Genomic DNA, 21,191 nt, shown 5'->3' with positions numbered 1-21,191 from the left:
GCTACATCACCGCCCGTGCCAGAGGGAGGACGCGTGAGCCAGTCCGCGCACGGCGAGCTCTTCGCCGGCTTCGCCCAACCCAACCCAGAGTTCTCACCCGTGCCCATCTGGTGGTGGAGCGGCGGCAAGGTCGAGCTGGAGCGGCTGTGCTGGCAGCTGGATCGCCTTGCGGAGCAGGGCGTCTACAACGCCGTGGTGCTCAACCTCGCCCCGACCGGCCCGCTCTACGGCGCGCTCGCCGACGACCCGCCGCTGTTCAGCGACGCCTGGTGGCAGCTGTGGGAGGGCCTGTGCGCGCACGCTCGCACGCGCGGGTTCCGGCTGTGGTTCTACGACCAGATCGGGTTCTCCGGCGCCAGCCTGCAGGGCCGGATCGTGCTGGCCGAGCCGGAGTTCGCCGGTGCCTCGCTGGAACGCGTGACGGCCGACGTCGACGGCCCGGCCGAGCTGACCTGTCCGGTCGCGGGCACACCGATCGGCGCCTGCGCGCTGCCGATCGACGAGTCCGGCGCCGTGACCGGCCCGCCGGTGCCGATTCCGGTCAACGACGGCAAGGCCGAGTGGACGGGTGGCGCCGAGAGCGGCAGGCACCGCATCATGCTGGCCTACAGCCTCCGGCAGGGCTTCGACTACATGTCGCGGGACGCCTGCGCACAGCTGTTCGACATCGTTCACGTCGCCTTCGAGCGGCACCTCGCGAGCTACTTCGGCGACGTCATCGTCGGCTCGTTCCAGGACGAGCTGCCGTCGCTGCCGATGTGGAGCCCGGCGTTCCCGGAGGAGTTCGAACAGCGCCGCGGCTACCGCATCGAGCCGGCGATCGCCGCGCTGTGGGAGGACTGGGGTCCGGAGTCGGTTCGGGTACGCGCCGACTTCCAGCGGGTGCGCGGATCGCTGGCCGAGGAGGCGTTCTTCCAGCCGCTGTACGAGTGGCACGAGAAGCACGGCCTGACGTTCGGTGTCGACCAGCAGAGCCCTTCCAGGACAGGCGAACCGCTGGCCGGCACCTGGCAGTACGCCGACTACATGCGTACGCACCGCTGGTTCAGCGCACCCGGCAGCGACCACCACGGCGAGGCGAAGATCCACAGCTCGCTGGCCCACCACTACGGCCGGCCGCGGACCTGGATCGAGTCGTTCCACAGCAGCGGCTGGGGTGGCACGCTGGAGGAGACGTTCGACTGGCTCGTGCCGTGGCTGCTGGCCGGCGCCACGCTGTACGACCCGCACGCCGTCTACTACTCCACGCACGGCGGCTGGTGGGAGTGGGCGCCGCCGAGCACCTGCTGGCGGCAGCCGTACTGGCGGCACTACAAGCACTTCGCCGACACCGTGAGCCGCCTCTCCTGGCTGCTCACCAGGGGCGACCACGTGTGCGACGTCGGCATCCTCTTCCCGTCGGCCACGATCCAGGCGTGCACGTTCGTCAAGGGACACTTGCCCGCGGCCAAACGGGCCAACGACGCCTACAACGCGCTGGTCGGGCGGATGGTCTGGTACAACGCCAAGCCGGGCGTGTTCAACCGGGCCGACCTCGACTTCGACATCCTCGACGACGACACGACGGCCGGTGCCACCGTGGCCGGCTCGGCGCTGCGGACCGCGGGCGAGACCTATCGCGCGGTCGTGCTGCCGTCGGCAAGCTACCTGGAGCCGGAGACCGCGCGGAAGCTCGCGGAGTTCGGCGAGGCCGGCGGGCTGCTGGTGGTCGTCGGCGACCTGCCGGAGCAGGTCACCGACCCGACCGACGAAGCCGGCGTGCAGGCGATCCAGCGCCTGAAGGCCCTGCTGGACAGCGGATCGGCGGTGCACGTGACCGATCCGGAGGCGGTGCCGGCAGCGCTGGAACGGCTCGGCCGGCCGGCCCAGCTCGAGGGGCCGCTGCTCCACCGCAGGGTCGGCGACCGGCAGGTCGCGCTGGTGCCGGCGTCGCCGCTCGGGACGGCGACCAAGAACCCCATCATCTCCGACACCGGGCACTGGCACTACGACGTCTACCAGAACGGTTACGACTTCGATCCAGCTCGCTACCGCCCGAAGACGACGATCCGGCTGACCGGTGTGGCGGCCGACGTCGAGCAGTGGGATCCCCTGACCGGCTTGACGAAACCGGCCGTCACCCGTCCGGTCGACGGCGGCACCGAGGTCGAGGTCGACTTCGACTCGGTGCCCGCAGCCGTGCTGGTCTGGACGGACGGCGAGGCCGGCGGCGACGGCTCGGCGGAGGCGGCGCCCGCGGGCGTGGAGCGTCGCAAGGCCGTTACCTGGAAGGAGATTCCGCTGGACGCCGGCTGGTCGAGCGGGATCGTGCCGACCACGGACAACCGCTACGGCGACCTCGCGCTGCCCGCACACGAAGGGCCGCTTCCCGTTCAGCAGTGGCGGATGCGACACCGGATCGACGGCACGGACGACTGGTCGGAGGTGGTGGCGGGCTACGGCACGTTCGGCTGGATCCGCGAGCCCGGCGACGCCGACTGGCAGCCGTTGCGCTACTCCCTCTCGCGCGGCATCCAGGACGACCCGTTCCAGGCGAGCTGGCTCGGGCCGAAGGGTCGCGTTCCGGACGAGTTCTGGCACGTGCAGTCGGTCAAGAAGGGGCAGACCGTCTCACTGCGCACGGCACTTCCGTACGACGGCGAAAGTCCTGTGACGCTGGCGATCGCCACCAACGGCGGGCTGACCGGCCGCTGGAACGGCAGCGACCTCCCGGCCGATCCGGGCGGCTACCTCCGGCTCTACGACGTCACCCCGGACCCGTCCGGGCCGAACCAGCTCGAGCTCGAGGTGACCGCGGAGAAGAACGGCATCCTGCGTGGTTACTGGGCGCTGACGACCGACCCGGAGGCGTTCGCCCGGCCGGTCTGGCTGGAGCCGGGCGACAAATCGTCGGTCGGGTCGGCGCTGAGCATCGGCAGCAGCTTCGAGCTCGAAGCGCTTCCACAGCAGGGCGTTCTGCAGCTCGGCACCGACGGCCCGGCCACGCTGCTGGTCAACGGCGAGGAGATCGGCACGCAGGGCGCGTTCGAGCCGTACGGCAGCCAGAACCGCGTGCTGCCGTACGACATCACCGGAGTTCTGCGGCAGGGCACGAACACGATCGAGGTGCGGCTCACCGATGTCGGCCGTGCGCTGGCGGCGTTCGTCGACGCGCGGTTCACCAACGCCGACGGCACGTCGACCTCGGTGGTGACCGACGCGTCATGGACGTTCGAGCGCAACGGCGTTCCAATCCCTACCGTCGTGAGGCGGTCGCAGCAGTACGACGCGCGCTGGTCGCAACTGGTCGCGCGGCCGCACGCGCTGCCGGCCAGCCGGTGGATCGATCCCGAGGCGGTGGAGGGCGGTGTCGTCGAGCTGGTGCCGGAAGCCCGGCCGGGCGCCGAGAAGGCAGCCGAGTGGTTCCAGGTCGCGGTGCCGCCGGGTGCGGTGTCGGCGACGTTGCCGGTCGCGGTCGACTCGTTCCAGGCCTGGCTCGGTGACGCCGAGATCGCGGTGCCAGAAGGTGAACGCACGGTCGAGCTGGCCGACCCTCACGGCGAGGGCCGCGTGCTGACCGTACGCGTGCAGCCGTCCGACGGGCGTACGGAGGGTGCGCTGTGGGACGGCCCGGCGACGTTCGAGTGCGGCGAGGGCCGGCTGTCGCCCGGGCCGTGGGACCAGGCCGGGCTCGCGTCGTACTCCGGCGGCGTGACCTACCGCAAGGAGGTCCTGCTCCCAGATTCGGCAGGGTCCGTCGGCCAGGTGGCCCTGGACCTCGGCACGGTACGCGGCACGGCCGAGGTGAGCGTCAACGGCCGGCCGATCGGCGTGCGGATCTGGTCGCCGTACCGCTTCGACATCACCTCCGCGGCCCAGCCGGGGGCGAACACCATCGAGGTGACGGTCTTCAACACACTCGGGCCCTACCTCAACGACGCCTCGCCGACGCGATACGTCTTCGCCGGACAGCAGCTCTCGGGCATGCTGGGACCGGTTCGCCTACTCGCCCAGGACACCTAGGAGACAAAGGCGCATGGCTTTCCCGAGGGTTCGCGAGGTCCGGGCCTACGTCGTCCGCGGCGGTGGCGCCGACTACCACGACCAGCAGGTCAAGCACTGGATCGACGACCACATCTCCAGTCCGATGGCGCGCTATCCCGACTACCGCGACAGCCGGCAGTCGTTCGGCATCAACGTGCTCGGCACGCTGGTCGTCGAGATCGAGGCCGACGACGGCACGGTCGGCTTCGCGACCACGACGGCCGGCGAGCCTGGCGCGTACCTCGTCGAGAAGCACCTGGCCCGGTTCGTCGAGGGCGCGCCCGCACACGAGCTGGAGAAGATCTGGGACCAGATGTACTCCTCCAGCCTGTTCTACGGGCGGAAAGGCCTGGTGGTCAACGTGATCAGCGCGATCGACCTCGCGCTGTACGACCTGCTCGGCAAGCTGCGCGGACTGCCCGTCTACGCGCTGCTGGGTGGCGCGGTCCGCGACGAGCTGATCTTCTATGCCACCGGCGCGCGACCGGATCTGGCCGAGGGCATGGGCTTCATCGGTGGCAAGCTGCCCTTGCAGCACGGGCCGGCCGAAGGGCCGGAAGGCCTGCGCGCCAACCTCGAGAAGCTGGCGACCATGCGGTCGCGGGTGAGCGACGACTTCTTCCTGGCCTGGGATTGCTGGATGTCGCTCGACCTCGACTACGCCACCCGGCTGGCGCACGCGTCGAATGAGTACGGCCTGCGGTGGATCGAGGAGGCGCTGCCGCCCGACGACTACTGGGGCTACGCCGAGCTGCGCCGCCGGCTGCCGACGGGAATGTGGCAGAACACCGGCGAGCACGAGTGGACGAGGTGGGGTTTCCGGCTGCTGTTGGAGATGGAGTGTGCCGACGTCATCCAGCCGGATGTCAACTGGTGTGGGGGAATCACCGAGTTGCTCAAGATCACGGCGCTGGCCGACGCGCGTGGTGTGCTGGTGATTCCGCACGGGTCGAGCGTCTACTCCTACCACTTCGTCGTGACCCGGCACAACAGCCCGTTCTCGGAGTTCCTGATGATGCATCCGGAGGCGAGCGAGGTCGTGCCGATGTTTTCGCCTTTGCTGCTTGACGAGCCGGTGCCCGAGAACGGGCGGTTGAAGCTACCCGAGACTCCGGGATTCGGTGTCCGGCTCAACACCGAGGTCGACCTGCACCGGCCGTACACGCACTGAGGCGAACTCCGCGGCGAGGTCGGCGGCGTCGAGGATGCGCAGTCTGGTGGGATCGAGCCGCCAGGGATACAGGGCGTAGACCGACACGCCGTCGGGTAGGTCGGCGTTGCCGTGGACCAGTGCGGCGTAGTCGATTCCGGCGGGCAGGGCGTCGCCGGACAGTTCGGCGTCGGGTGGCGTGAGCGCGATCAGCCGGGTGGCGAAGCCGGCGGTGCTCTCGTCCGGCCGGCGGATGTACATGCCGAGGTCGCCGTTCGTACGCCGGACGATGACCTCCTGGCCGCGCGCGGCGGCGTTCCAGCAGGCCAGCTCCCACAGCGTCACGCGGTCGCCGAGTCCGAAGACGTCCTCGACGGCGGCGCCGAGACCGCCCAGCCTGGACTCGTGGACCTCCACGCTGTGGGCCGGTGCGCGGCCGCCGAGGTTGAGGTCGACCCAGCGGAACGTCCGCGTCCACAGGTCGGCGACGAGCAGGAGCAGGATCTTCGCCGGGCCGGACAGCTCGAAGCGTTGCTCGACGGCCAGCGGATCGAACAGCCCGTCGGGGTTGGTCATGAAGCCGGCGAAGCCACGCTCCAGCTTCTCGAACGGTACGTCGTTGAAGCTGAAGACGGTCGGCAGAACGTAACGGGCGTTGAGCTTTCGCAGCGCCGGCAGGTCGAGGTCGATGAACTCCGAAGCGCCCAACGGCTGTGGGGCCGAGGTGAGGTCGCCGGAGTGCACCGCGGCCGTGCCGGCGTACCGCAGGTTGGTGTAGGAGCACAGTCCGATGAACGTCCAGCTCTCGTCGAACAGCGCGACCGAGAGGTCGAGATCCACCTCGATGGTGCGTGGCTCCGCCCAGTGCAGGAAGAAGCGGAGGCGCTCGCCGAACGGGAGCTGCTGGGTGCTGCCGCGCGGCAGCCGTACCTTGGCCGACGAGGCGGATCGTTCCGCAGTGGGCGCCAGCAGGCTGGCGAGACCGTCGTCGAGCAGCACTCTGCCGAGCGGTGGCAGGGATTCCGCTCGCCGGAGCAGCTCACCGGTGAGCAGCTCGGAGGTCTTGCGGACTGCCTCGGCGGGCAGCGGTGGCTGCGTGCCGGGCTGCGTCCAGGCCTTCGCCGATCCTCCGGAAGGGAAGAACAGCCGGGTCACGCCCGGCGGCGTGCGAAGCTGCCCGAGCGTGGCGATGAGGACACCCGGCGCCACGTCGGGTGCGACGTCACGGAGCGCGTCGAGGACCGGCTGCAGTGGTGCGGCACGGAGCAGTTGGCAGAGCCGGCGGACGAGCTCACCGGGACGCCGGCGGAGCAGCTCGACGGCCTGCCGGCCGTCGCCCGCGCGCAGGGCGTTCTCGACCAGGCCGTTGAACGTCTTCAGCCTCGGCTGTCCGCGCCGGATCTCGAACGTCTCGGTGTGCTGCCCGGCCGTGGCGGCCAGCGCGTGCGCGAACGCCGTATCGCCGTCGAGCTTCGTACCGCGGACGGCCGCGAAAGCCAGTGCCACGCGAGGGAAACGCCGGTGGTACTCGAACGGGTGGAGGACCTCGGTGAGGTGCTTCCAGGGCTCGGCGTGGCGGAACAGGTCTTCGGCCAGCCGGTCGACCGGCATCCGTTCCATCCTGGCCAGCAGCGCACGGCGCAGGCTCCGGCGTACCGATGTGCGCGTGGCCGGTGGCCGGCGCAGGCCGGGATCGCCGTCCATCAAGGCGTAGAGGAGACGCAGGACGTCGGTGGCGGTGTCGACGTGCTGGTCGACCAGCGCCTGCTGTATCGCCGGATCGGCTTGCAGGCTTGGGAGAACGCCGGCCAGCGCGATGGCGCGGGCCTCGCGTACGGGGATCCGGTCGGGCAGCCACTCGTGGCCGGGCAGTGCCTTGGCGAACACCGCCAGGTCGAGGCGGTCCTGCGGAGACAGCGGTGTCTCGCGGGCGAGCAGCTTCGTCGTGAGGTCGCGGGCCATCGCGTTCGCGTCGGCTTCGTACGACAGCAGGACGAGGCTGCCCTCCCGCCGGACGCCGCCGGCATCCCGGCCGGAGGGCTCTGACGGCTGCAGGAACGGATCGTCCTGCGGGATGCGCCGATGGCAGATCGGGCAGCCGCTGAGGTCGGAGCCATCCCAGCAATAGCGGCAGACCAGGTGCGCACACGGCGAGACGGGTCGCACGGAGCCGACCGTTCCGCACAACACGCAGGGCTGGTTGGGCTCCTGCACGAGGTAGGCGAACATCCGGCGGACGTAGAGCTCGCCGGTGTCGGCCGGGACGCTGTGGGGGAAACGCCGGAACAGCGGTACGTGCTTGACGTTGGTGCCGACGATCTGGTCGAGCCCGTTGAGGAGTCCATGGCCGAGGCGCATGAGATCCTCGGCGGGAAGCGCTCGGAGGGCATGCCGCAGCCCGGCGGAGAACAGGAAGCCGCGTTGCAGGGCTTCGGCTTCGAGTGCTCGCACACCGGTTTCGACGTCGACGGCGACGCGCAGCATCCGGTCGGCCAGCCAGCGCTTCGTGGCGTGCACGGCCAGCTCGGGAACGACCGTTCGGCGGCGCAGCAGCACGTCCGCCAGTTCGTCCATCGTTCCCTCCCGCAGGTGTCGTCGCGCGGCAGGGGCGGAGAGCGGACGCGCTGATCAGTTAACTGCTGAGAAGAAGGAAGCACGCCCAGGAGCCGCCCCTGCCGAGGCAACCGTACGCCATCGGGATCAGGTCAGCACGTCGATAACCTCGTAGCGGTTGGGTTTCGTCCCGTGTCGCAGGCGGCGCACCTGGTCTCTGGTGGCTGCTATGACGGGATTGTCCTTTGTGGCGGCGTCGAACGCCTCCCGGCTCTCCCAGAGCATGTGGTTGATGACCTGTGTGCCGTCCAGGCTGCGCAGCAGGTGCATCGACAGGAGGCCAGGAATCGTGGCCGGATCGCCGGCGTCCCTGATGCAGTCGATCACCTCCTGCTGGCTTTCCGGAGGAACGGTGAAGACGTTGACGGCAACCAGGCCTTGCCCGGCTGTGGTGAGGAGGTTCATGGAGCCAGCGTAGATAAGAAAGTGTGGCGGATCTGTAACACTTAGGCTCATGGTGGCTTCCCGGCGACGCGGCCCGCGCAGCGACGCGCTGCGCAACGACCAGCGGATCCTCGAGGCGGCGGCGCGGGTCCTCGCCGACGACCCGCGCGCGACCATCCAGCGGATCGCGGACGAGGCGGGGGTGGTGCGGCTCACGGTCTACCGGCGTTACGCCAACCGCGACGCGCTGCGCCGGGCCATCTACGAGGCGGCCGCGGAGGAGGCTTCGCAGGCGATCCAGGCTGCTTCCGCACGGGAGCTCGACGCGCTCGCGGCGTTGCGGGAGCTGATCGTCGCGATGGCCGGGATCGTACGGCGCTATCCGCTGCTGTCGGTCGGCACCGACCTGCAGCCGTTGCCCGGCGAGGTCCGCCGGCCGCCGGTACCGCCGTCGAGCCGGGCGATGCGGCGGGCGTTCGTGGAGCTGATCCGGCGGGGGCAGGCGGAGGGCTCGCTGCGGGCCGGCGTACGTCCGGAATTGCTGGCGCAGGCGGTGGTCGGCACGTTGCGGCTCGCGTCGCGGTTCTCGCGTAGCACCGGCTCGCCGGGGGAGGAGCTGGGCGCCGAGGTGGCCGACCTCGTGCTCAACGGTGCCGCGACCGGCCGGTTCGTGAGCTGACAATCGGCTTTGGGGTGGGTAGGTTTCGTGACGTAGGAGGGAGGCAGCGATGGCCGATCCGCTGCGGGAGTCCCTGTCCGGTCTCGTCGAGGACGGCACGCTCTCCGCCGAGCAGGCCGAACGTGTCGAGCACGTGCTGCGCGAGCGGGGAGTCGCGCCTCACATGCGATCCGAGCCCACGACGACCCGGCGCGAACGGGCCGGGGAAGTCCTGTCGTACGTCGGCGGCGCGCTGGTGATCGGTGCGCTCCTCCTGCTGGTGTCGCTGACCTGGGACGAGCTCAGCAAGCCCGGCCGGATCGCGATCTGCGCGACCGCGACGGTGCTGTTGCTGGGGGCGGCGTTCGGGCTGGCCGCGCGGTCGGGTGCGACCCGCCGGCCGGCCGCGATCTCGACGGTGGCCGCCCTGGGCGCCGTGGCAGCGGCGATCACCACGTGGGTCGCGCTCGAGGTCGACCGGTCGTGGCCGCCTGGGCTTGTGTTGCTGCTGGTGAGCGCGGCGGCGTACGCGTTGTGGCGCGGATCGCCTTTGGTTGTAGCGGTTTTCGCCGGTGGGCTGCTCATCCTGCTCGACATACTCGACAACGTGCCGGAGTCGTGGGGTGAGCTCAGGACGCACGGCATCGGCTTCGTGCTCTACGGCGCGCTGTGGATCGTGCTCGACCGGATCCGCCGGGGTGGGCTGGCCGGCTCCAGTCCGATGGCGGGCGTGCTCGGCGGGGCGCTGGCCGTGCTGGGCGCGGAGGTCGGGGCGTTCGACGAGCGCTACCCGGCGATCGGGCTCGCGGTGGGTGCGGTGGTGATCCTGTCGCTGTTCGGACTGTTCTGGTACGGCCGCGACTGGACGTACGCCGCGCTCGGCGTACTGGCGGCGCTGATCGTGCCGTCCACGGCGCTCGGGCGGATCTGGGAGAACGCCCTGGTGGGCGGCGTGGTGCTGCTGATCGTCGGTGTGTGCCTGGTGATCGGGTCGATTTTCGCTGTCAGGCAAGGGAGAACGCCGGCGAACGACTGAGTTTCTGGCTCGCCGGCGTCTCCCTGGCCGGTCCGGCTACAGCTTGGGCTGCAGGGCCTGCATCGTGGCGATCTCCTTGCTCTGACCGTCGATGACGGCCTGGGCGAGCTGCTTGGCGTCGTCGCTGCCGCCCTTGCTCAGCTCGGCTTTCGCCATGGTGATCGCGCCTTGGTGATGCTCGATCATCAGCTTCGTCCACTGCTGGTCGAACGTCTTGCCGGTGGCGTTCTCGAGCGTGGCCATGTCGTCCGCGCTCATCATGCCGTCGGCCATGGTGTGGCCGCCTTGGTGCTCGCCGCCGGTGGCCGGAACCTCCTCGCCCCAGTCCTCGAGCCAGCCGGACATCTGGTCGATCTCCGGCTGCTGCGCCTGCTTGATGCCGGTCGCGAGTTGCTTGACCTGGGCGTTGGTGGCCTTCTCGAGCGCGAGATCGGCCATCTCGACCGCCTGCGCATGGTGCGGAATCATGCCGGTCGCGAAGTCGACGTCGGCCTGGTTGTGGTCGCTGCCTGAGCTGCCTCCGCAGGCTGCCGCGAAGGTGATCGCGAGCAGGGCAGCACAAAGCGCCAGCGCGCGCTTCATGGGATGTGGTTCCTTTCGTCAAAGTCGGATTGCGTGCGAAGTGAGGGCGTTCGACAGCGCTCAGGTCCGCAGCACGCAGAGTTCCGACAGTGACGGTGGCGCGGGCTCGGCCGCGCGGGCGTGCGGGTGAAGCCGGCCGGCTGCGCCCGTGGTCGCTCGCTCCCGGCGGCCGAGGAGCAGGGTGAGCAGGAGCCAGCCGAGCCCGGTGAGGATCGCAAGGCAGAGCGCGCCCATGGCATGCCCCGCCCCGTCCGTGACCGAAGCGACGGAAGTGGCGGTGGCTGCGCTGCCCGGATTCGCCATCGGGCCACCGCTCCCGCCCGCGGGCTCGCCGGCCGCTGGTTCGGCAGCCGCGGCACCGGCGAGGTCGTGGCTGTTGACCGGCTTCGCCATCGAGCCGCCGCTGCTGGCCGCGGCGTCGGCCGCCGGTTCGGCTGCCGCTGCGCCGCCGGGCGGGGCGTGGGCGCTGCCCGGCATTGCCATCGTGGCATCAGGGGCGGCGCTGTGGGAGCCCATGCCGTTCGCCGGGGGCGGCATTGATCCGTGGTTGCTGGTGAAGCCGTGCATCCCCAGCAACCCCGCGATCAATGCCACCGCGACGGCGAATCTTCTGCTCACGCGCCTCCCGCCAGCGCCCGGAAGCGCCGTAGTCGCAGGCTGTTGGTCACCACGAAAACCGAGCTGAACGCCATCGCCGCGCCTGCGATCAGCGGGTTCAGCAGGCCGAACGCGGCCAGCGGAATCGCCGCCACATTGTAGGCGAACGCCCAGAACAGGTTGCCCTTGATCGTACGCAACGTCGCCCGAGACAGCCGGATCGCGTCGGCGGCGGCGCGGAGGTCGCCGCGCACCAGCGTGAGGTCGGAGGCCTCGATCGCCACGTCGGTGCCGGTGCCCATCGCGATTCCCAGGTCGGCCTGGGCGAGCGCGGCCGCGTCGTTGACACCGTCGCCCACCATCGCGACCGAGAGCCCCTTGTCCTGCAGGGCCTTCACAGCGTCGACCTTGTCCTGTGGCAGCACCTCGGCGATCACGTCTTCGGAGGCGATGCCGACCTGCGCCGCGACCGTACGCGCGGCCCGCCGGTTGTCACCGGTCAGCAGCCGGGGCGTGAGGCCGAGCGACCGAAATGCCTCGATCGCCGAAGCCGACGTGGGTTTCACGGTGTCGGACACCACGAGCAGGCCCTGCGGCCGATCCTCCCACGCGACCCAAACCACTGTGTGGCCGTCGGATTCGGCCTTCTCGGCCGCTGACGCCAGCTCGTCCGGCAGTTCCGAGGCGGTCCAGCCGGACCGGCCGACGCTGATCGTACGTCCCTCGACGACGCCCCGGACGCCTTGCCCTTCGGCGTTCACGAACTCCTCGACCCGCGGCAGCGGCTCCGAAGCCGCTCGCGCCGCCTCGGCGATGGCCTTCGCGATCGGGTGTTCGGAGGCGTCCTCGACCGCGCCGGCGTAGCGGAGCACGTCGGCCTCGGCCACGCCCGCTGCCGCGACGGTCTTGCGCAGGCTCATCTTGCCTGCCGTCACCGTGCCGGTCTTGTCGAGCACGATCGTGTCGACCGCCCTGGTGGACTCGAGAATCTCCGGTCCCTTGATGACGATGCCGAGCTGCGCGCCACGTCCCGTACCGACCATCACCGCGGTCGGCGTCGCGAGTCCGAGCGCACACGGGCACGCGATGATCAGCACCGCGACAGCCGCCGTGAACGCGCCCGCCGCCGAGCCGTCGATGCCGTACCAGATGCCGAACGTCAGCACCGCGAGCGCGATCACGATCGGTACGAACACCGCCGAGATGCGGTCGGCCAGCCGCTGCACGGGCGCCTTGCCCGCCTGGGCCGCTTCCACCAGCCGGGAGAGCTGCGCGAGCTGGGTGTCGGATCCGACCCGCGTCGCGCGTACGACCAGCCGGCCGGACGTGTTGACCGTGGCGCCGACGACCGCGTCGCCGGGGCCGACCTCGACGGGCACCGGCTCGCCGGTGAGCAGCGAGGCGTCGATCGCGGACCTGCCCTCGAGCACTTCGCCGTCGGTGGCGAGCTTCTCACCCGGCCGTACGACGAACTCGTCGCCTGTCTTCAGCTGGTCGATCGGGATGCGGGTCTCCACACCGTTACGCAGGACCGCGACGTCCTTCGCGCCGAGCTTGAGCAACGCCCGCAGCGCGGCGCCGGAACGGCGTTTGGCCCTGGTCTCGGCGTACCGGCCCGCGAGGATCAGCACCGTGACGCCGGACGCGACCTCGAGGTAGATCTCCTCGCCGGCGCCCTGCGCGGGCAGCAGCGTGAACTCCATGCGCATGCCGGGCGTACCGGCGTCGCCGACGAACAGGGCGTAGACCGACCAGACGTACGCCGCGATCACGCCCAGCGAGATCAGCGTGTCCATCGTGGCGGTGCCGTGGCGCAGGTTGATGGCGGTGGCGCGGTGGAAAGGCCACGCCGCCCAGGTGACGACCGGCGAGATCAGCGCGAACGCGAGCCACTGCCAGTAGTCGAACTGCAGAGCCGGGATCATCGACAGCAGGACGACGGGGAGGCTCAGCACAGCTGCGCCGATCAGCCGATGACGCAGCGTTCGAGACTCGGCATCCTCGCCGGTCTCGCCGTCACCCTCGGTGTCGTCGGCGGCCGGCGGCTGGGGCAGTTGCGCGGTGTAGCCGGTGGCCTCGACGGTCGCGACCAGCTTCTCCGGCGCGACCTCGGCGGGGTAACGCACCGTGGCCTTCTCGGTCGCGAAGTTGACCGTGGCCTCCACGCCGTCGAGCTTGTTGAGCTTCTTCTCGACGCGTACGGCGCAGGAGGCGCAGGTCATCCCGCCGATCGTCAGCTCGATGAACTGACGGTCGGGCTCCGCTGCCGTCGCTGCCTTGGTCGCTGTGTTGCTCATGGTCGTACGAGGCGGTAGTCGCCCGCCTCCTCGAGTGCGGTGCTCACCTGGTCGTCGGCGATCGGGTCGGCGCTGACGACGGTGACCTTGGACTCGCCGCCGGACGTGAGGTCGACCGTGACATCGCTGACGCCGGCGACGCCCTTGAGCTCCGAGCTCACGGCGTGGGCGCAGTGGTCGCAGGTCATACCGCTGACGATGTAGGTCGTGGTGACGGACACGTGGAAACTCCTTGTGTGCTTGTGGGTTTGCGGCTCAAGGCCCCGCTCGGGGCCGGCTCAGGACCGAACCAGGCGGGCGATCGCGGCCGAGGCTTCCTTCACCTTGGCGTCGGCCTCCTCCGGGCCGCCGTTCGCCAACGCCTCCTTGACGCAGTGCGACAGGTGCTCGTCCAGCAGTCCCAGCGCGAACGACTCGAGCGCGCGGGTGGCCGCGGAAACCTGGGTCAGTACGTCGATGCAGTAGGTGTCGTTCTCGACGAGGCGCTGCAGGCCTCGAATCTGGCCTTCGACCCGGCGTAGCCTCTTCAGGTGGGCCTGCTTGCTGTCGAGGTAGCCCGGAACGGTCTGGTGCTCGTGGTGCTCTTCGGTTTGCATGGGGTCGACCTCCTGCGTTCATGCTACCCCCTGGGGGTACCCGTGGGAATGTGATTCAGCATACCCCCTGGGGCTACCCACGCCAGCGAGCTCGCCGGGCAGGTCCGCACACCCGCTGAGGAGCGGGACGCCGTCGCCTACCCGGCGGCGCCCATGCCGTTCTGGCCGGGCTGCATCGATCGCATGGCGTAGCGGGCGGGCGGGACCGACAGGTAGCGCTTGAAGTGGCGCGTGAGGTGCGCCTGGTCGTGGAAGCCCACCTCCACGGCGACCTGCGCGGGCGGCATGCCCTCGAGCAGCCGTCTCCGCGCCAGGTCGATCCGCGCGCCGATCACGTACGCGTGCGGCGAGACGCCGTAACGCCGCTTGAAGCTGCGTACGAGGTGCGGGACGGTCCGGTCGAAGCGACGGGCGGCGTCGGCGAGGGTGATCTTCGTGGCGAGGTGGCCGTCGAGGAAGTCGTGCAGGCGTTCGGCGAGGCCCGGCTCGAGGGCCTGGGCAGGCCGGGCCTGTCCAGGTCGCAGGTTGGTCCTGATCCGCTCGGCGACCAGGGCCAGCCCGGTCTCGACTTCCATGGGATCCGCGTGTGCGGCGAGGCGCTCGTGCAGCCGGCTGAGCGTGTCCCGCAACGCCGGGTCGGAGAACGTCGAGGAGTCGACGGCCGGGCCGACCAGCGTCGATGGCAGAAAGTCACTGTCGAGGTAGAGCTCGCGCTTCCGGAACTGTCCGTGATACTCGGCGGGATAGCCGTTGTGAACGACTCCGGGCGGTAACACCGTCACCGATCGCGTTCCGTGAGCGCCGTGCCGGCGGGTGTCGAGGTCGTACTGGATCGCCCCGTCATCGACGATCAGGACTGCCCACGTGTCGTGGCTGTGCAGGGGGTAGCGGAAGTCGACCATGTGCGCGTGGAAGACCTCGGCGATCCCGGCCACCGGTGGTCGCCAGGCGCGGATCCGGCAGGAGGCCGGCAACTCCTCGCGCATATCAACAACGTACAAGACGGCCGCCGGGCCGGCGGCGCAGTCTTGACGGCATGGAACCTGTCAACCTGACCGACGCGCTGGCCTCGTTCGACGAGATCTACAGCCCGCGGATCGTGGCGCGGATGAACGACTACGACGTGAAGATCGCGCACACCGAGGGTGAGCACGTCTGGCACGTCCACGAAACCACCGACGAGTTCTTCCTCATCCTCGACGGCCGCTTCGACATCGCGATCCGTGACGACAGCGGCGCGGAACAGACCGTGACGCTTACCAAGGGCGACATCTACGTCGTCCCGAAGGGCGTCGAGCACAAGCCGTCCTCCCCTGGCGGCGCGATCCTGATGTTCGAGCCGAGTGGCACCGTCAACACCGGCGACCGCCACGACGGCGACATCCCGGCCGGCATCCCGACGACAACGGGCGAGGCGCTGAGCTGAGCTGAGCGCGCGTCCGGCGAGCCGGAGGGCGGCTGTCGGTGGGGGCGGATAGCCTCGCTCTCGTGGGTGGTCAGGTCAGGACGAAGTCAGGTGCCGCGGGCGAGCCGGCGCCTCCGTTCGTGCTGCACAAGGGTGATGTCAGCAAGGCTTACGCCGGCTGGCCCACGCCGGTCACGATCGTCAGCGATGGGGCCTACGGTGTGCGCGGCTTCCACGGCGACACGACCGGCCCCGACGGGCTGGTCGAGTGGTATCGCCCGCATGTCGAGGCCTGGTCCAGGGCCGCGCACCCGGCGACGACGCTCTGGTTCTGGAACACCGAGGTCGGCTGGGCCACCGTCCACCCGCTGCTGGTCGAGCAGGGCTGGGACTATGTGCAGACGATCACCTGGGACAAGGGCGTCGGGCATGTCGCGGGCAACGTCAACGGCAAGACGATCCGACGTTTTCCGGTGGTGTCGGAGGTCTGCGTGCTCTACCAGCGCCGCTTCGCCATCGACACGCCCGGCGGCGCGCTGCCCGTTCAGCAGTGGCTGCGACACGAGTGGGTGCGTTCCGGGCTGCCGCTCTATCGCGCCAACGAGGCCTGTGGCGTACGCAATGCGGCCACGCGCAAATACCTCACCCAGGACTGGTTGTGGTACTGGCCGCCCGGCGAGATGTTCGAGAAGCTCGCGACCTACGCCAACGAGCACGGCGTCGAGACCGGCTGGCCCTACTTCAGCCTCGACGGCCGCGCGAGCGTGACGGCCAAGGAGTGGGACGCGCTGCGCTACCGCTGGAACCACCAGCACGGCATCACCAACGTTTGGCACCGCGGCCCGCTGCACGACGACGAGCGGTTGAAGGGCACGCTGCGCCGGGCCGCGCCGCGGGTCTACAAGCCGACGGCGGGGTCGTCCGCGCACCTCAACCAGAAGCCGCTGGAGTTCATGGAACGCCTGGTCAAAGCGGTCACCAACCCTGGCGACGTGGTGTGGGAGCCGTTCGGCGGCCTGGCCTCCGCCTCCGTGGCAGCGGTCGCGCTGGGCCGGCAGCCCTATGCCGCCGAGCTCGACAAGGGCTTCGCGAAGCTGGCGGCCGAACGCTTACGCGCCGCGGCCGAGGCGGCGAACCCCGCCGCCGAGGAAGCCGCCGTACCGCCTGATGTGAAGGCGGCGACGCCGTGACCAACACCGCTGACGGCCTGTTCGAGGCCCCGGTCCTGCCGGCGGTTTCCGGCGCACCCGAGCCACCGGCCGAACCTGTTCTCGATCCGGACGCTCCGCTCACCAAGCTGCAGGTGCGACTGCGCACGGTGCTCGCCGGCCTGCCGGCGCACTTCGAGTTCCACAACCAGATCGCCGGCGTCAACGCGACCGACCTGCACAGCCTCAACACCCTGCTCGGCACGTCGATCGAGGGCCAGGTCGTCAAGACGCTCAACCAGGCCCGCCCGCTCTGGGATCCCGACAACGACTGGCTCGGCTACACCTTCGAACGCCAGGCGCAGCGCTTCCCCGACGTACGCCTGGTCCGCAAGGGCGGCCCCAACGGCGTCGACGTCGCACTGGGGATCGAGCTCAAGGGCTGGTTCCTGCTGGCCAAGGAGGGCGAGCCGAGCTTCCGCTTCACCACGACCCCCGCCGCCTGCGCCGACCACGACCTGCTGGTCGTCGTGCCGTGGTACCTCGACAACGTGCTGTCCGGCGCACCCGTCGCCGCCGAGCCCTACGTCGCGTCCGCCAAGTGGGCAGCCACCTACCGCAACCACTACTGGCAGCACACCCGGGACGCCGCGATCGGGGCGGACCGCACGATCAACGCGCCGCCGAAGGCGCACCCCTACCCCGGCCGGGAGGCGCAGATCGCCGACCAGCCCGCCTACGACGGCGGCAAGAACTTCGGCCGGGTCGCCCGCGTACCCGGGCTGATGAACGACTTCGTGCAGGCCTCCAACGAGCTCGAGGTGCTCGGCATCCGGATCGGCGACTGGTACAAGTTCCTGCGTACGCACAGCGACCAGGCCGACCCCGACGAGGTGTCCGACAAGCTCGACCGCACCCTGCGACTGCACCTGAGCGGCCGTGCCGAGCACGACGTCACCGAAGCGCTGCAGGCCGTCCAGCGCCTGGGCCGAGCCCTCGGCGGCTAGTTTCAGCGGCTCACCGCACGGCGAACTCGAACGGCGGAAGCGCCGCCCGCGGATCCTCTCCGGCGAACAGCAACCCGATCACGAACGCCGCCGTCGCCTCCAGCAGAGCTGCCCGCTCGAGCCCGCCCGTGACGACGGGTACACAGCCGACGTCCGACACCAGCCCGGCAGCCAGCTCGAGCGCATCAGCGTCGTCGCCACACAACGGCACCGACAGCGGAACGCCGTCGAACGCGGGCGGCCGCATCCGCCAGACGCCGTCATGCGCGAGGTTGAAGCCCTTCACCACAAGGGATCCGGTCGCGTACTCAGCCACACGCTGCGCCATCGACGGCCCGCCGTCGGTCGACAACGTGAACCTCCCCGGGACGACCGGGTTCGTGCAGTCGATCAGCGCCCGCCCGGCCAGCGTGCCCGATCCCGCCCCGGCAGCGGCCAGCACGTCGAACACCCCCTCGGCGCGCACCGCGAGCAGCGTCACCTCGCCGAAGCCGGCCGCCTCGTGGAACGAACCGGCGAGTCCGCCGAGACGCTCGGCCACCAGGGCCGCTTTGCCCCTGTCCCGGCCGCTCACCATCAGCTCGTGCCCCGCCCGCCGCCAGTGCCCACCGAGCGCCTCGGCCATCGAGCCCGCACCCAGAATCCCGATCCGCATCGTTCGCCTCCCACAGAGGAATCGCGCTAACGTCATCAGTCGTGAACGCTAGAACGCCCGATGCATACCATCCGGTGCGTGACGGGTTCCTCGCCGACTGCCCAGCGCGCGTGGCCGTCGACCTGCTGTCCCACACGTGGAACCTCGTCGTCCTGCAGGCACTGAGCAGGGGCCCGCGCCGCCCCAGCGAGCTGCAGCGCACGATCGGCGGCATCCGGCAGAAGGTGCTCACGCAGACCCTGCATCGCCTGCAGGACAACGGATTGGTCCGCCGCCGGAGCTATCGCGAAGCTCCGCCACGAGTGGAGTACGACCTGACCGAGCTCGGCAGGAGCCTGCTCGACGCGTTCGAGCCGCTCGCGGCCTGGTCCCACCAGCACGCCGACGACGTACTCGACGCCCAGGATCGCGCAACGCCTCAGCCGTAGCGGATCAGCACAGGCAGCTCGGTGATCCGCAGCTCCGCGCCCACAGCCGTACAGTGGCGCTGGTACGACGTACGGCGAGGCGCCCATCGACCAGATCGGCAAGCTCACGCCGGCCCGATGGAGCGTCTGGTCGATCAGACCGGCGAGCACGACCGCCTCCTCGGGTGCACCCGAAGTCTCCCGAGGGCTGAGCTTCACAGCGACCACATCGCAGGCGTCGTAGCCGCCCACGAGCGCGAAGTCGTACAGCACATCCCGCGCGCGGGACTCCCACAGGTCGCAGAACGACGGCGCCACGACCTTCGCCGCGGGATCGGCGCTGCGGAGAACGGTGGCCGCCCGCCGGACGAGCTCGGCCAGGCTCGAGACGCTGCCGTTGTAGCGGAACGGCGAGTTCGCGTTGTCCCACAGCTCGTACGCCTCGATCCGGCCGCGGTAGCGCTCGGTGACCGCGCGGACGTAGGTCTCCCAGTCGGTGAAGTCGCGTGGCGGCGTGTCCGGCCCGCGCCGGGCCAGGATCCTCGGCGGGCAGGTCGAGCGCGGGATCGCCGCTGAGGATGAGCTGGTGCAGCTGCCGCAACGGCTGCGCCGGCTCGATGCCGAGCTCGCCGACCAGGCGTTCGCGCGATCCGGTAGCACTCCAGGGCGTCGGCCTGCCGGCCCGAACGGTACAGCGCGAGCATCTGGAGCCCGCGTAGCCGCTCGTGCAGTGGATGCGCGGTGACCAGTCCGGACAGCTCGGAGACGCGTTCGGCGTGGGCGCCGAGGTCGAGCTCGATGTGCAGGCACTCTTCGAGCACGCTGATGCGCTGCTCCTCCAGCCGCGCTGCCTCCGACTCCAGCCCGCTCACGCCACCGAGCGCCGGGCGCGCCACAGCAGGAGCGCGTCCCGGAGTCCGGCGGCTTGTTCGAAGCGACAGAGGTCGATCGCGTCGGGTTCGGCGCGCAGCCGATAACCGGCGATCGCGGTGACGATCGCGTCGCCCAGTTCACGGCGTAAGGCCGGGATCGCGATCAGGATCTGCTGGCGCGCGGTGGCCGGTGGCGAGCCTTGTACGGTGAGCCGGCGCGGCCCACCGAGCCGGATGGAACGAGTGCCGTCGTAGACCTCGACGGGTCCGAGCAGCCGGTACTCCACGCCGTCCTCCCGCCCCTCGCGCTTGGCGCCGCTGTCCTGCAAAGGGTAGAGAAGCTGGCATGACAGAAATGTTGCGAGGGACGGTTGCGCTGATCACGGGTGCGAGCAGCGGGATCGGTGAGGCGACGGCGCGGGCACTGTCCGGCCTGGGCGCGTCGGTCGCGCTGGTGGCGCGGCGGAAAGATCGGCTGGAGGAGTTGGCGGCCGCGCTGCGTACGGACGACGGTGCGCAGCCGCTGGTCCTGGTGGCCGACGTGACCGAGCAGAGCCAGGCGGCCGAGGTCGTCGAAAGTACGGTGGCGGAGTTCGGCCGGCTCGACACCGTGGTCAACAACGCGGGGGTGATGCTGCTCGGCCCCGCGGTCGACGCGCCGACCGAGGAGTGGGATCGGATGGTCGCCCTGAACGTCCAGGGCCTGCTCTACGTCTCGCATGCGGCCTTGCCACATCTGCTGCGGGCCGCCGAGTCGGAGCCGCGGCGGGTGGCCGACCTGGTCAACGTCAGCTCCGTGGCGGGCCGGCGGTCGAGCAACGGATCGGCGGTCTACAACCTGACCAAGGCCGGAGTGGTCGCGTTCAGCGAGGGCCTGCGGCAGGAGGTGACCGGGCGGCACGTCCGGGTGTCGCTGATCGAGCCGGGCGCGGTGGCGACGGAGCTCACGACACATCTGCGGCCGGAAGTACGCGAGGTGGTCCGGGCGAGGCAGGAGGGCATCGAGCCGCTGCAGGCCGACGACATCGCCGACCTGATCGCGTACGTCGTGACCAGGCGCCGGCACGTCGCGGTCAACGAGATCCTGGTCCGTCCGACCGAACAGGAACGCTAGCTCGGCTGGTTGGAGGTTCCTTGGTCTAGACCGAGAAACCTCCAACAGCTCGCTACTTTCTCAGCTCGTTCGCCGCCCACTCGCTCCATTCCTCCAGCAGTGCGGTCGCTCTCAACCCCCACTCCAGAGGCAGCCGGCCATAGGTCGACAGCGGATCGTCGGCGTGCTCTTCCACGAGGGCGAGGACCTGCTTCAGCTCCTGATGCTCCTGCCGGGCACTTTCCGCCTGTCGCCTGAGGTAGGCCTGCGCCTCCTCGGCCGACACCGCGCCGAGGAAGAACACGCGCAGCATCCGGTCGGTGCGACGGTTGGGGACCGGCTCGACCTCGGTCATCCAGTGCCTGAGCTCGGCGAGCCCGGCGTCGGTCAGGGCGTACTCCTTGCGCCCCCGCGGACCTTCCGCGTTGACCTCGATCAGGCCGGCGTCGGCGAGCTTGCCGAGCTCGGTGTAGATCTGGCTCTGCGTCGCGGGCCAGACGTAGGACAGCGACGCCTCGAACCGGCCCATCAGGTCGTATCCGCTGGCCGGACCCTCGCTGAGCAGCCCGAGCATCGCGTGTCGAAGGCTCATGGCGAAGACTTTACCTTCCAATGTTGACAGGTCGCAACTGGAGCTTCTAGATTCGACCTGTCAACATTGGAATATC

General features: G+C 70.1%; 21 protein-coding genes. 9 read left to right on the top strand and 12 right to left on the bottom strand.

Features of this window, described 5'->3' with window-relative positions:
* The first annotated feature begins 33 nt into the window (after positions 1–33).
* Both ACYVF6_RS26960 and rhmD read left to right on the top strand, forming a co-directional pair.
* Entirely contained in the window at positions 34–4,002 is a 3,969-nt protein-coding gene (locus ACYVF6_RS26960) for a glycosylhydrolase-like jelly roll fold domain-containing protein (protein ID WP_460525345.1), read from the top strand.
* Between the two features lie 13 nt (positions 4,003–4,015).
* On the top strand, positions 4,016–5,194 hold the full coding sequence (rhmD, locus tag ACYVF6_RS26955; RefSeq protein WP_460525344.1) for an L-rhamnonate dehydratase: 1,179 nt from the start codon (positions 4,016–4,018) through the stop codon (positions 5,192–5,194).
* Here the strand turns inward: rhmD and ACYVF6_RS26950 are convergent.
* Positions 5,123–7,747 (bottom strand): MXAN_6230/SCO0854 family RING domain-containing protein, encoded by a 2,625-nt coding sequence (locus ACYVF6_RS26950; protein ID WP_460525343.1) that lies wholly within the window; start codon positions 7,745–7,747, stop codon positions 5,123–5,125. The genes rhmD and ACYVF6_RS26950 overlap by 72 nt on opposite strands.
* Before the next feature lie 126 nt (positions 7,748–7,873).
* Positions 7,874–8,191 (bottom strand): antibiotic biosynthesis monooxygenase family protein, encoded by a 318-nt coding sequence (locus ACYVF6_RS26945; protein WP_460525342.1) that lies wholly within the window; start codon positions 8,189–8,191, stop codon positions 7,874–7,876.
* Between the two features lie 49 nt (positions 8,192–8,240).
* Here ACYVF6_RS26945 and ACYVF6_RS26940 point away from each other — a divergent pair, with 49 nt between their 5' ends.
* Both ACYVF6_RS26940 and ACYVF6_RS26935 read left to right on the top strand, forming a co-directional pair.
* A complete protein-coding gene (locus tag ACYVF6_RS26940) occupies positions 8,241–8,849 on the top strand; it encodes a TetR family transcriptional regulator (protein ID WP_460525341.1) in 609 nt (202 codons plus the stop codon).
* A 49-nt stretch (positions 8,850–8,898) separates the two neighbouring features.
* Complete coding sequence (locus ACYVF6_RS26935) at positions 8,899–9,864, top strand: DUF2157 domain-containing protein (RefSeq protein WP_460525340.1); 966 nt, start codon at positions 8,899–8,901, stop codon at positions 9,862–9,864.
* Between the two features lie 36 nt (positions 9,865–9,900).
* Here the strand turns inward: ACYVF6_RS26935 and ACYVF6_RS26930 are convergent, their stop codons facing one another.
* The 6 genes from ACYVF6_RS26930 to ACYVF6_RS26905 all read right to left on the bottom strand — a co-directional run bounded on the left by ACYVF6_RS26930 (position 9,901) and on the right by ACYVF6_RS26905 (position 14,922).
* Positions 9,901–10,446, bottom strand: a complete 546-nt coding sequence (locus tag ACYVF6_RS26930) for a DUF305 domain-containing protein (protein ID WP_460525339.1) — start codon at positions 10,444–10,446, stop codon at positions 9,901–9,903.
* A 60-nt stretch (positions 10,447–10,506) separates the two neighbouring features.
* On the bottom strand, positions 10,507–11,064 hold the full coding sequence (locus ACYVF6_RS26925) for a hypothetical protein (protein ID WP_460525338.1): 558 nt from the start codon (positions 11,062–11,064) through the stop codon (positions 10,507–10,509).
* A complete protein-coding gene (locus tag ACYVF6_RS26920) occupies positions 11,061–13,340 on the bottom strand; it encodes a heavy metal translocating P-type ATPase (protein WP_460525337.1) in 2,280 nt (759 codons plus the stop codon). The genes ACYVF6_RS26925 and ACYVF6_RS26920 overlap by 4 nt, the downstream gene beginning before the upstream one ends.
* Positions 13,337–13,561 (bottom strand): heavy-metal-associated domain-containing protein, encoded by a 225-nt coding sequence (locus tag ACYVF6_RS26915; RefSeq protein ID WP_460525336.1) that lies wholly within the window; start codon positions 13,559–13,561, stop codon positions 13,337–13,339. Before ACYVF6_RS26915 ends, ACYVF6_RS26920 begins: the two co-directional genes overlap by 4 nt.
* Positions 13,562–13,618: 57 nt before the next feature.
* On the bottom strand, positions 13,619–13,936 hold the full coding sequence (locus ACYVF6_RS26910) for a metal-sensitive transcriptional regulator (protein WP_460525335.1): 318 nt from the start codon (positions 13,934–13,936) through the stop codon (positions 13,619–13,621).
* Positions 13,937–14,073: 137 nt separating this feature from the next.
* Positions 14,074–14,922, bottom strand: a complete 849-nt coding sequence (locus ACYVF6_RS26905; RefSeq protein ID WP_460525334.1) for an AraC family transcriptional regulator — start codon at positions 14,920–14,922, stop codon at positions 14,074–14,076.
* A gap of 50 nt (positions 14,923–14,972) precedes the next feature.
* Here ACYVF6_RS26905 and ACYVF6_RS26900 point away from each other — a divergent pair, with 50 nt between their 5' ends.
* The 3 genes from ACYVF6_RS26900 (at position 14,973) to ACYVF6_RS26890 (ending at position 17,496) form a co-directional block, all read left to right on the top strand.
* Positions 14,973–15,362 (top strand): cupin domain-containing protein, encoded by a 390-nt coding sequence (locus ACYVF6_RS26900; protein ID WP_460525333.1) that lies wholly within the window; start codon positions 14,973–14,975, stop codon positions 15,360–15,362.
* A gap of 62 nt (positions 15,363–15,424) precedes the next feature.
* Positions 15,425–16,531 carry a DNA methyltransferase gene (locus tag ACYVF6_RS26895; protein ID WP_460525332.1) on the top strand — a complete coding sequence of 369 codons (1,107 nt, stop codon included), beginning with the start codon at positions 15,425–15,427 and terminating at the stop codon, positions 16,529–16,531.
* The gene (locus ACYVF6_RS26890) at positions 16,528–17,496 is read left to right on the top strand and encodes a hypothetical protein (protein ID WP_460525331.1); all 969 of its coding nucleotides are present in this window, start codon (positions 16,528–16,530) and stop codon (positions 17,494–17,496) included. Before ACYVF6_RS26895 ends, ACYVF6_RS26890 begins: the two co-directional genes overlap by 4 nt.
* A gap of 10 nt (positions 17,497–17,506) precedes the next feature.
* On the opposite strand, the gene ACYVF6_RS26885 is transcribed toward ACYVF6_RS26890, so the two are convergent.
* Positions 17,507–18,151, bottom strand: coding sequence for an NADPH-dependent F420 reductase (locus tag ACYVF6_RS26885; RefSeq protein WP_460525330.1), 645 nt, complete (start codon positions 18,149–18,151; stop codon positions 17,507–17,509).
* A 41-nt stretch (positions 18,152–18,192) separates the two neighbouring features.
* Here ACYVF6_RS26885 and ACYVF6_RS26880 point away from each other — a divergent pair, with 41 nt between their 5' ends.
* A complete protein-coding gene (locus ACYVF6_RS26880; protein ID WP_460525329.1) occupies positions 18,193–18,579 on the top strand; it encodes a winged helix-turn-helix transcriptional regulator in 387 nt (128 codons plus the stop codon).
* 194 nt (positions 18,580–18,773) lie between these two features.
* Here the strand turns inward: ACYVF6_RS26880 and ACYVF6_RS26875 are convergent, their stop codons facing one another.
* Together ACYVF6_RS26875 and ACYVF6_RS26870 are read right to left on the bottom strand one after the other, a co-directional pair.
* Complete coding sequence (locus ACYVF6_RS26875) at positions 18,774–19,430, bottom strand: AfsR/SARP family transcriptional regulator (RefSeq protein ID WP_460525328.1); 657 nt, start codon at positions 19,428–19,430, stop codon at positions 18,774–18,776.
* A complete protein-coding gene (locus ACYVF6_RS26870; protein WP_460525327.1) occupies positions 19,427–19,717 on the bottom strand; it encodes a hypothetical protein in 291 nt (96 codons plus the stop codon). Before ACYVF6_RS26870 ends, ACYVF6_RS26875 begins: the two co-directional genes overlap by 4 nt.
* Positions 19,718–19,776: 59 nt before the next feature.
* Between ACYVF6_RS26870 and ACYVF6_RS26865 the strand changes: the two genes are divergently transcribed.
* Positions 19,777–20,544 (top strand): Rossmann-fold NAD(P)-binding domain-containing protein, encoded by a 768-nt coding sequence (locus ACYVF6_RS26865; RefSeq protein ID WP_460525326.1) that lies wholly within the window; start codon positions 19,777–19,779, stop codon positions 20,542–20,544.
* A gap of 52 nt (positions 20,545–20,596) precedes the next feature.
* Here ACYVF6_RS26865 and ACYVF6_RS26860 read toward each other — a convergent pair whose 3' ends face one another.
* On the bottom strand, positions 20,597–21,115 hold the full coding sequence (locus tag ACYVF6_RS26860; protein WP_460525325.1) for a PadR family transcriptional regulator: 519 nt from the start codon (positions 21,113–21,115) through the stop codon (positions 20,597–20,599).
* Between the last annotated feature and the right edge of the window lie 76 nt (positions 21,116–21,191).

The organism is Flindersiella endophytica (assembly GCF_054779015.1).
Note: the sequence above shows the minus strand (reverse complement) of the source record. Positions and strands in the feature narration are given on the sequence as shown.

Excerpts from the sequence above, each read along its gene's own strand:
- rhmD (WP_460525344.1), top strand. The coding sequence starts at position 4,016 with ATGGCTTTCCCGAGGGTTCGCGAGGTCCGGGCCTACGTCGTCCGCGGC.
- ACYVF6_RS26950 (WP_460525343.1), bottom strand. The coding sequence starts at position 7,747 with ATGGACGAACTGGCGGACGTGCTGCTGCGCCGCCGAACGGTCGTTCCC.
- ACYVF6_RS26945 (WP_460525342.1), bottom strand. The coding sequence starts at position 8,191 with ATGAACCTCCTCACCACAGCCGGGCAAGGCCTGGTTGCCGTCAACGTC.
- ACYVF6_RS26940 (WP_460525341.1), top strand. The coding sequence starts at position 8,241 with ATGGTGGCTTCCCGGCGACGCGGCCCGCGCAGCGACGCGCTGCGCAAC.
- ACYVF6_RS26935 (WP_460525340.1), top strand. The coding sequence starts at position 8,899 with ATGGCCGATCCGCTGCGGGAGTCCCTGTCCGGTCTCGTCGAGGACGGC.
- ACYVF6_RS26930 (WP_460525339.1), bottom strand. The coding sequence starts at position 10,446 with ATGAAGCGCGCGCTGGCGCTTTGTGCTGCCCTGCTCGCGATCACCTTC.
- ACYVF6_RS26920 (WP_460525337.1), bottom strand. The coding sequence starts at position 13,340 with ATGAGCAACACAGCGACCAAGGCAGCGACGGCAGCGGAGCCCGACCGT.
- ACYVF6_RS26910 (WP_460525335.1), bottom strand. The coding sequence starts at position 13,936 with ATGCAAACCGAAGAGCACCACGAGCACCAGACCGTTCCGGGCTACCTC.
- ACYVF6_RS26905 (WP_460525334.1), bottom strand. The coding sequence starts at position 14,922 with ATGCGCGAGGAGTTGCCGGCCTCCTGCCGGATCCGCGCCTGGCGACCA.
- ACYVF6_RS26900 (WP_460525333.1), top strand. The coding sequence starts at position 14,973 with ATGGAACCTGTCAACCTGACCGACGCGCTGGCCTCGTTCGACGAGATC.
- ACYVF6_RS26885 (WP_460525330.1), bottom strand. The coding sequence starts at position 18,151 with ATGCGGATCGGGATTCTGGGTGCGGGCTCGATGGCCGAGGCGCTCGGT.
- ACYVF6_RS26865 (WP_460525326.1), top strand. The coding sequence starts at position 19,777 with ATGACAGAAATGTTGCGAGGGACGGTTGCGCTGATCACGGGTGCGAGC.
- ACYVF6_RS26860 (WP_460525325.1), bottom strand. The coding sequence starts at position 21,115 with ATGAGCCTTCGACACGCGATGCTCGGGCTGCTCAGCGAGGGTCCGGCC.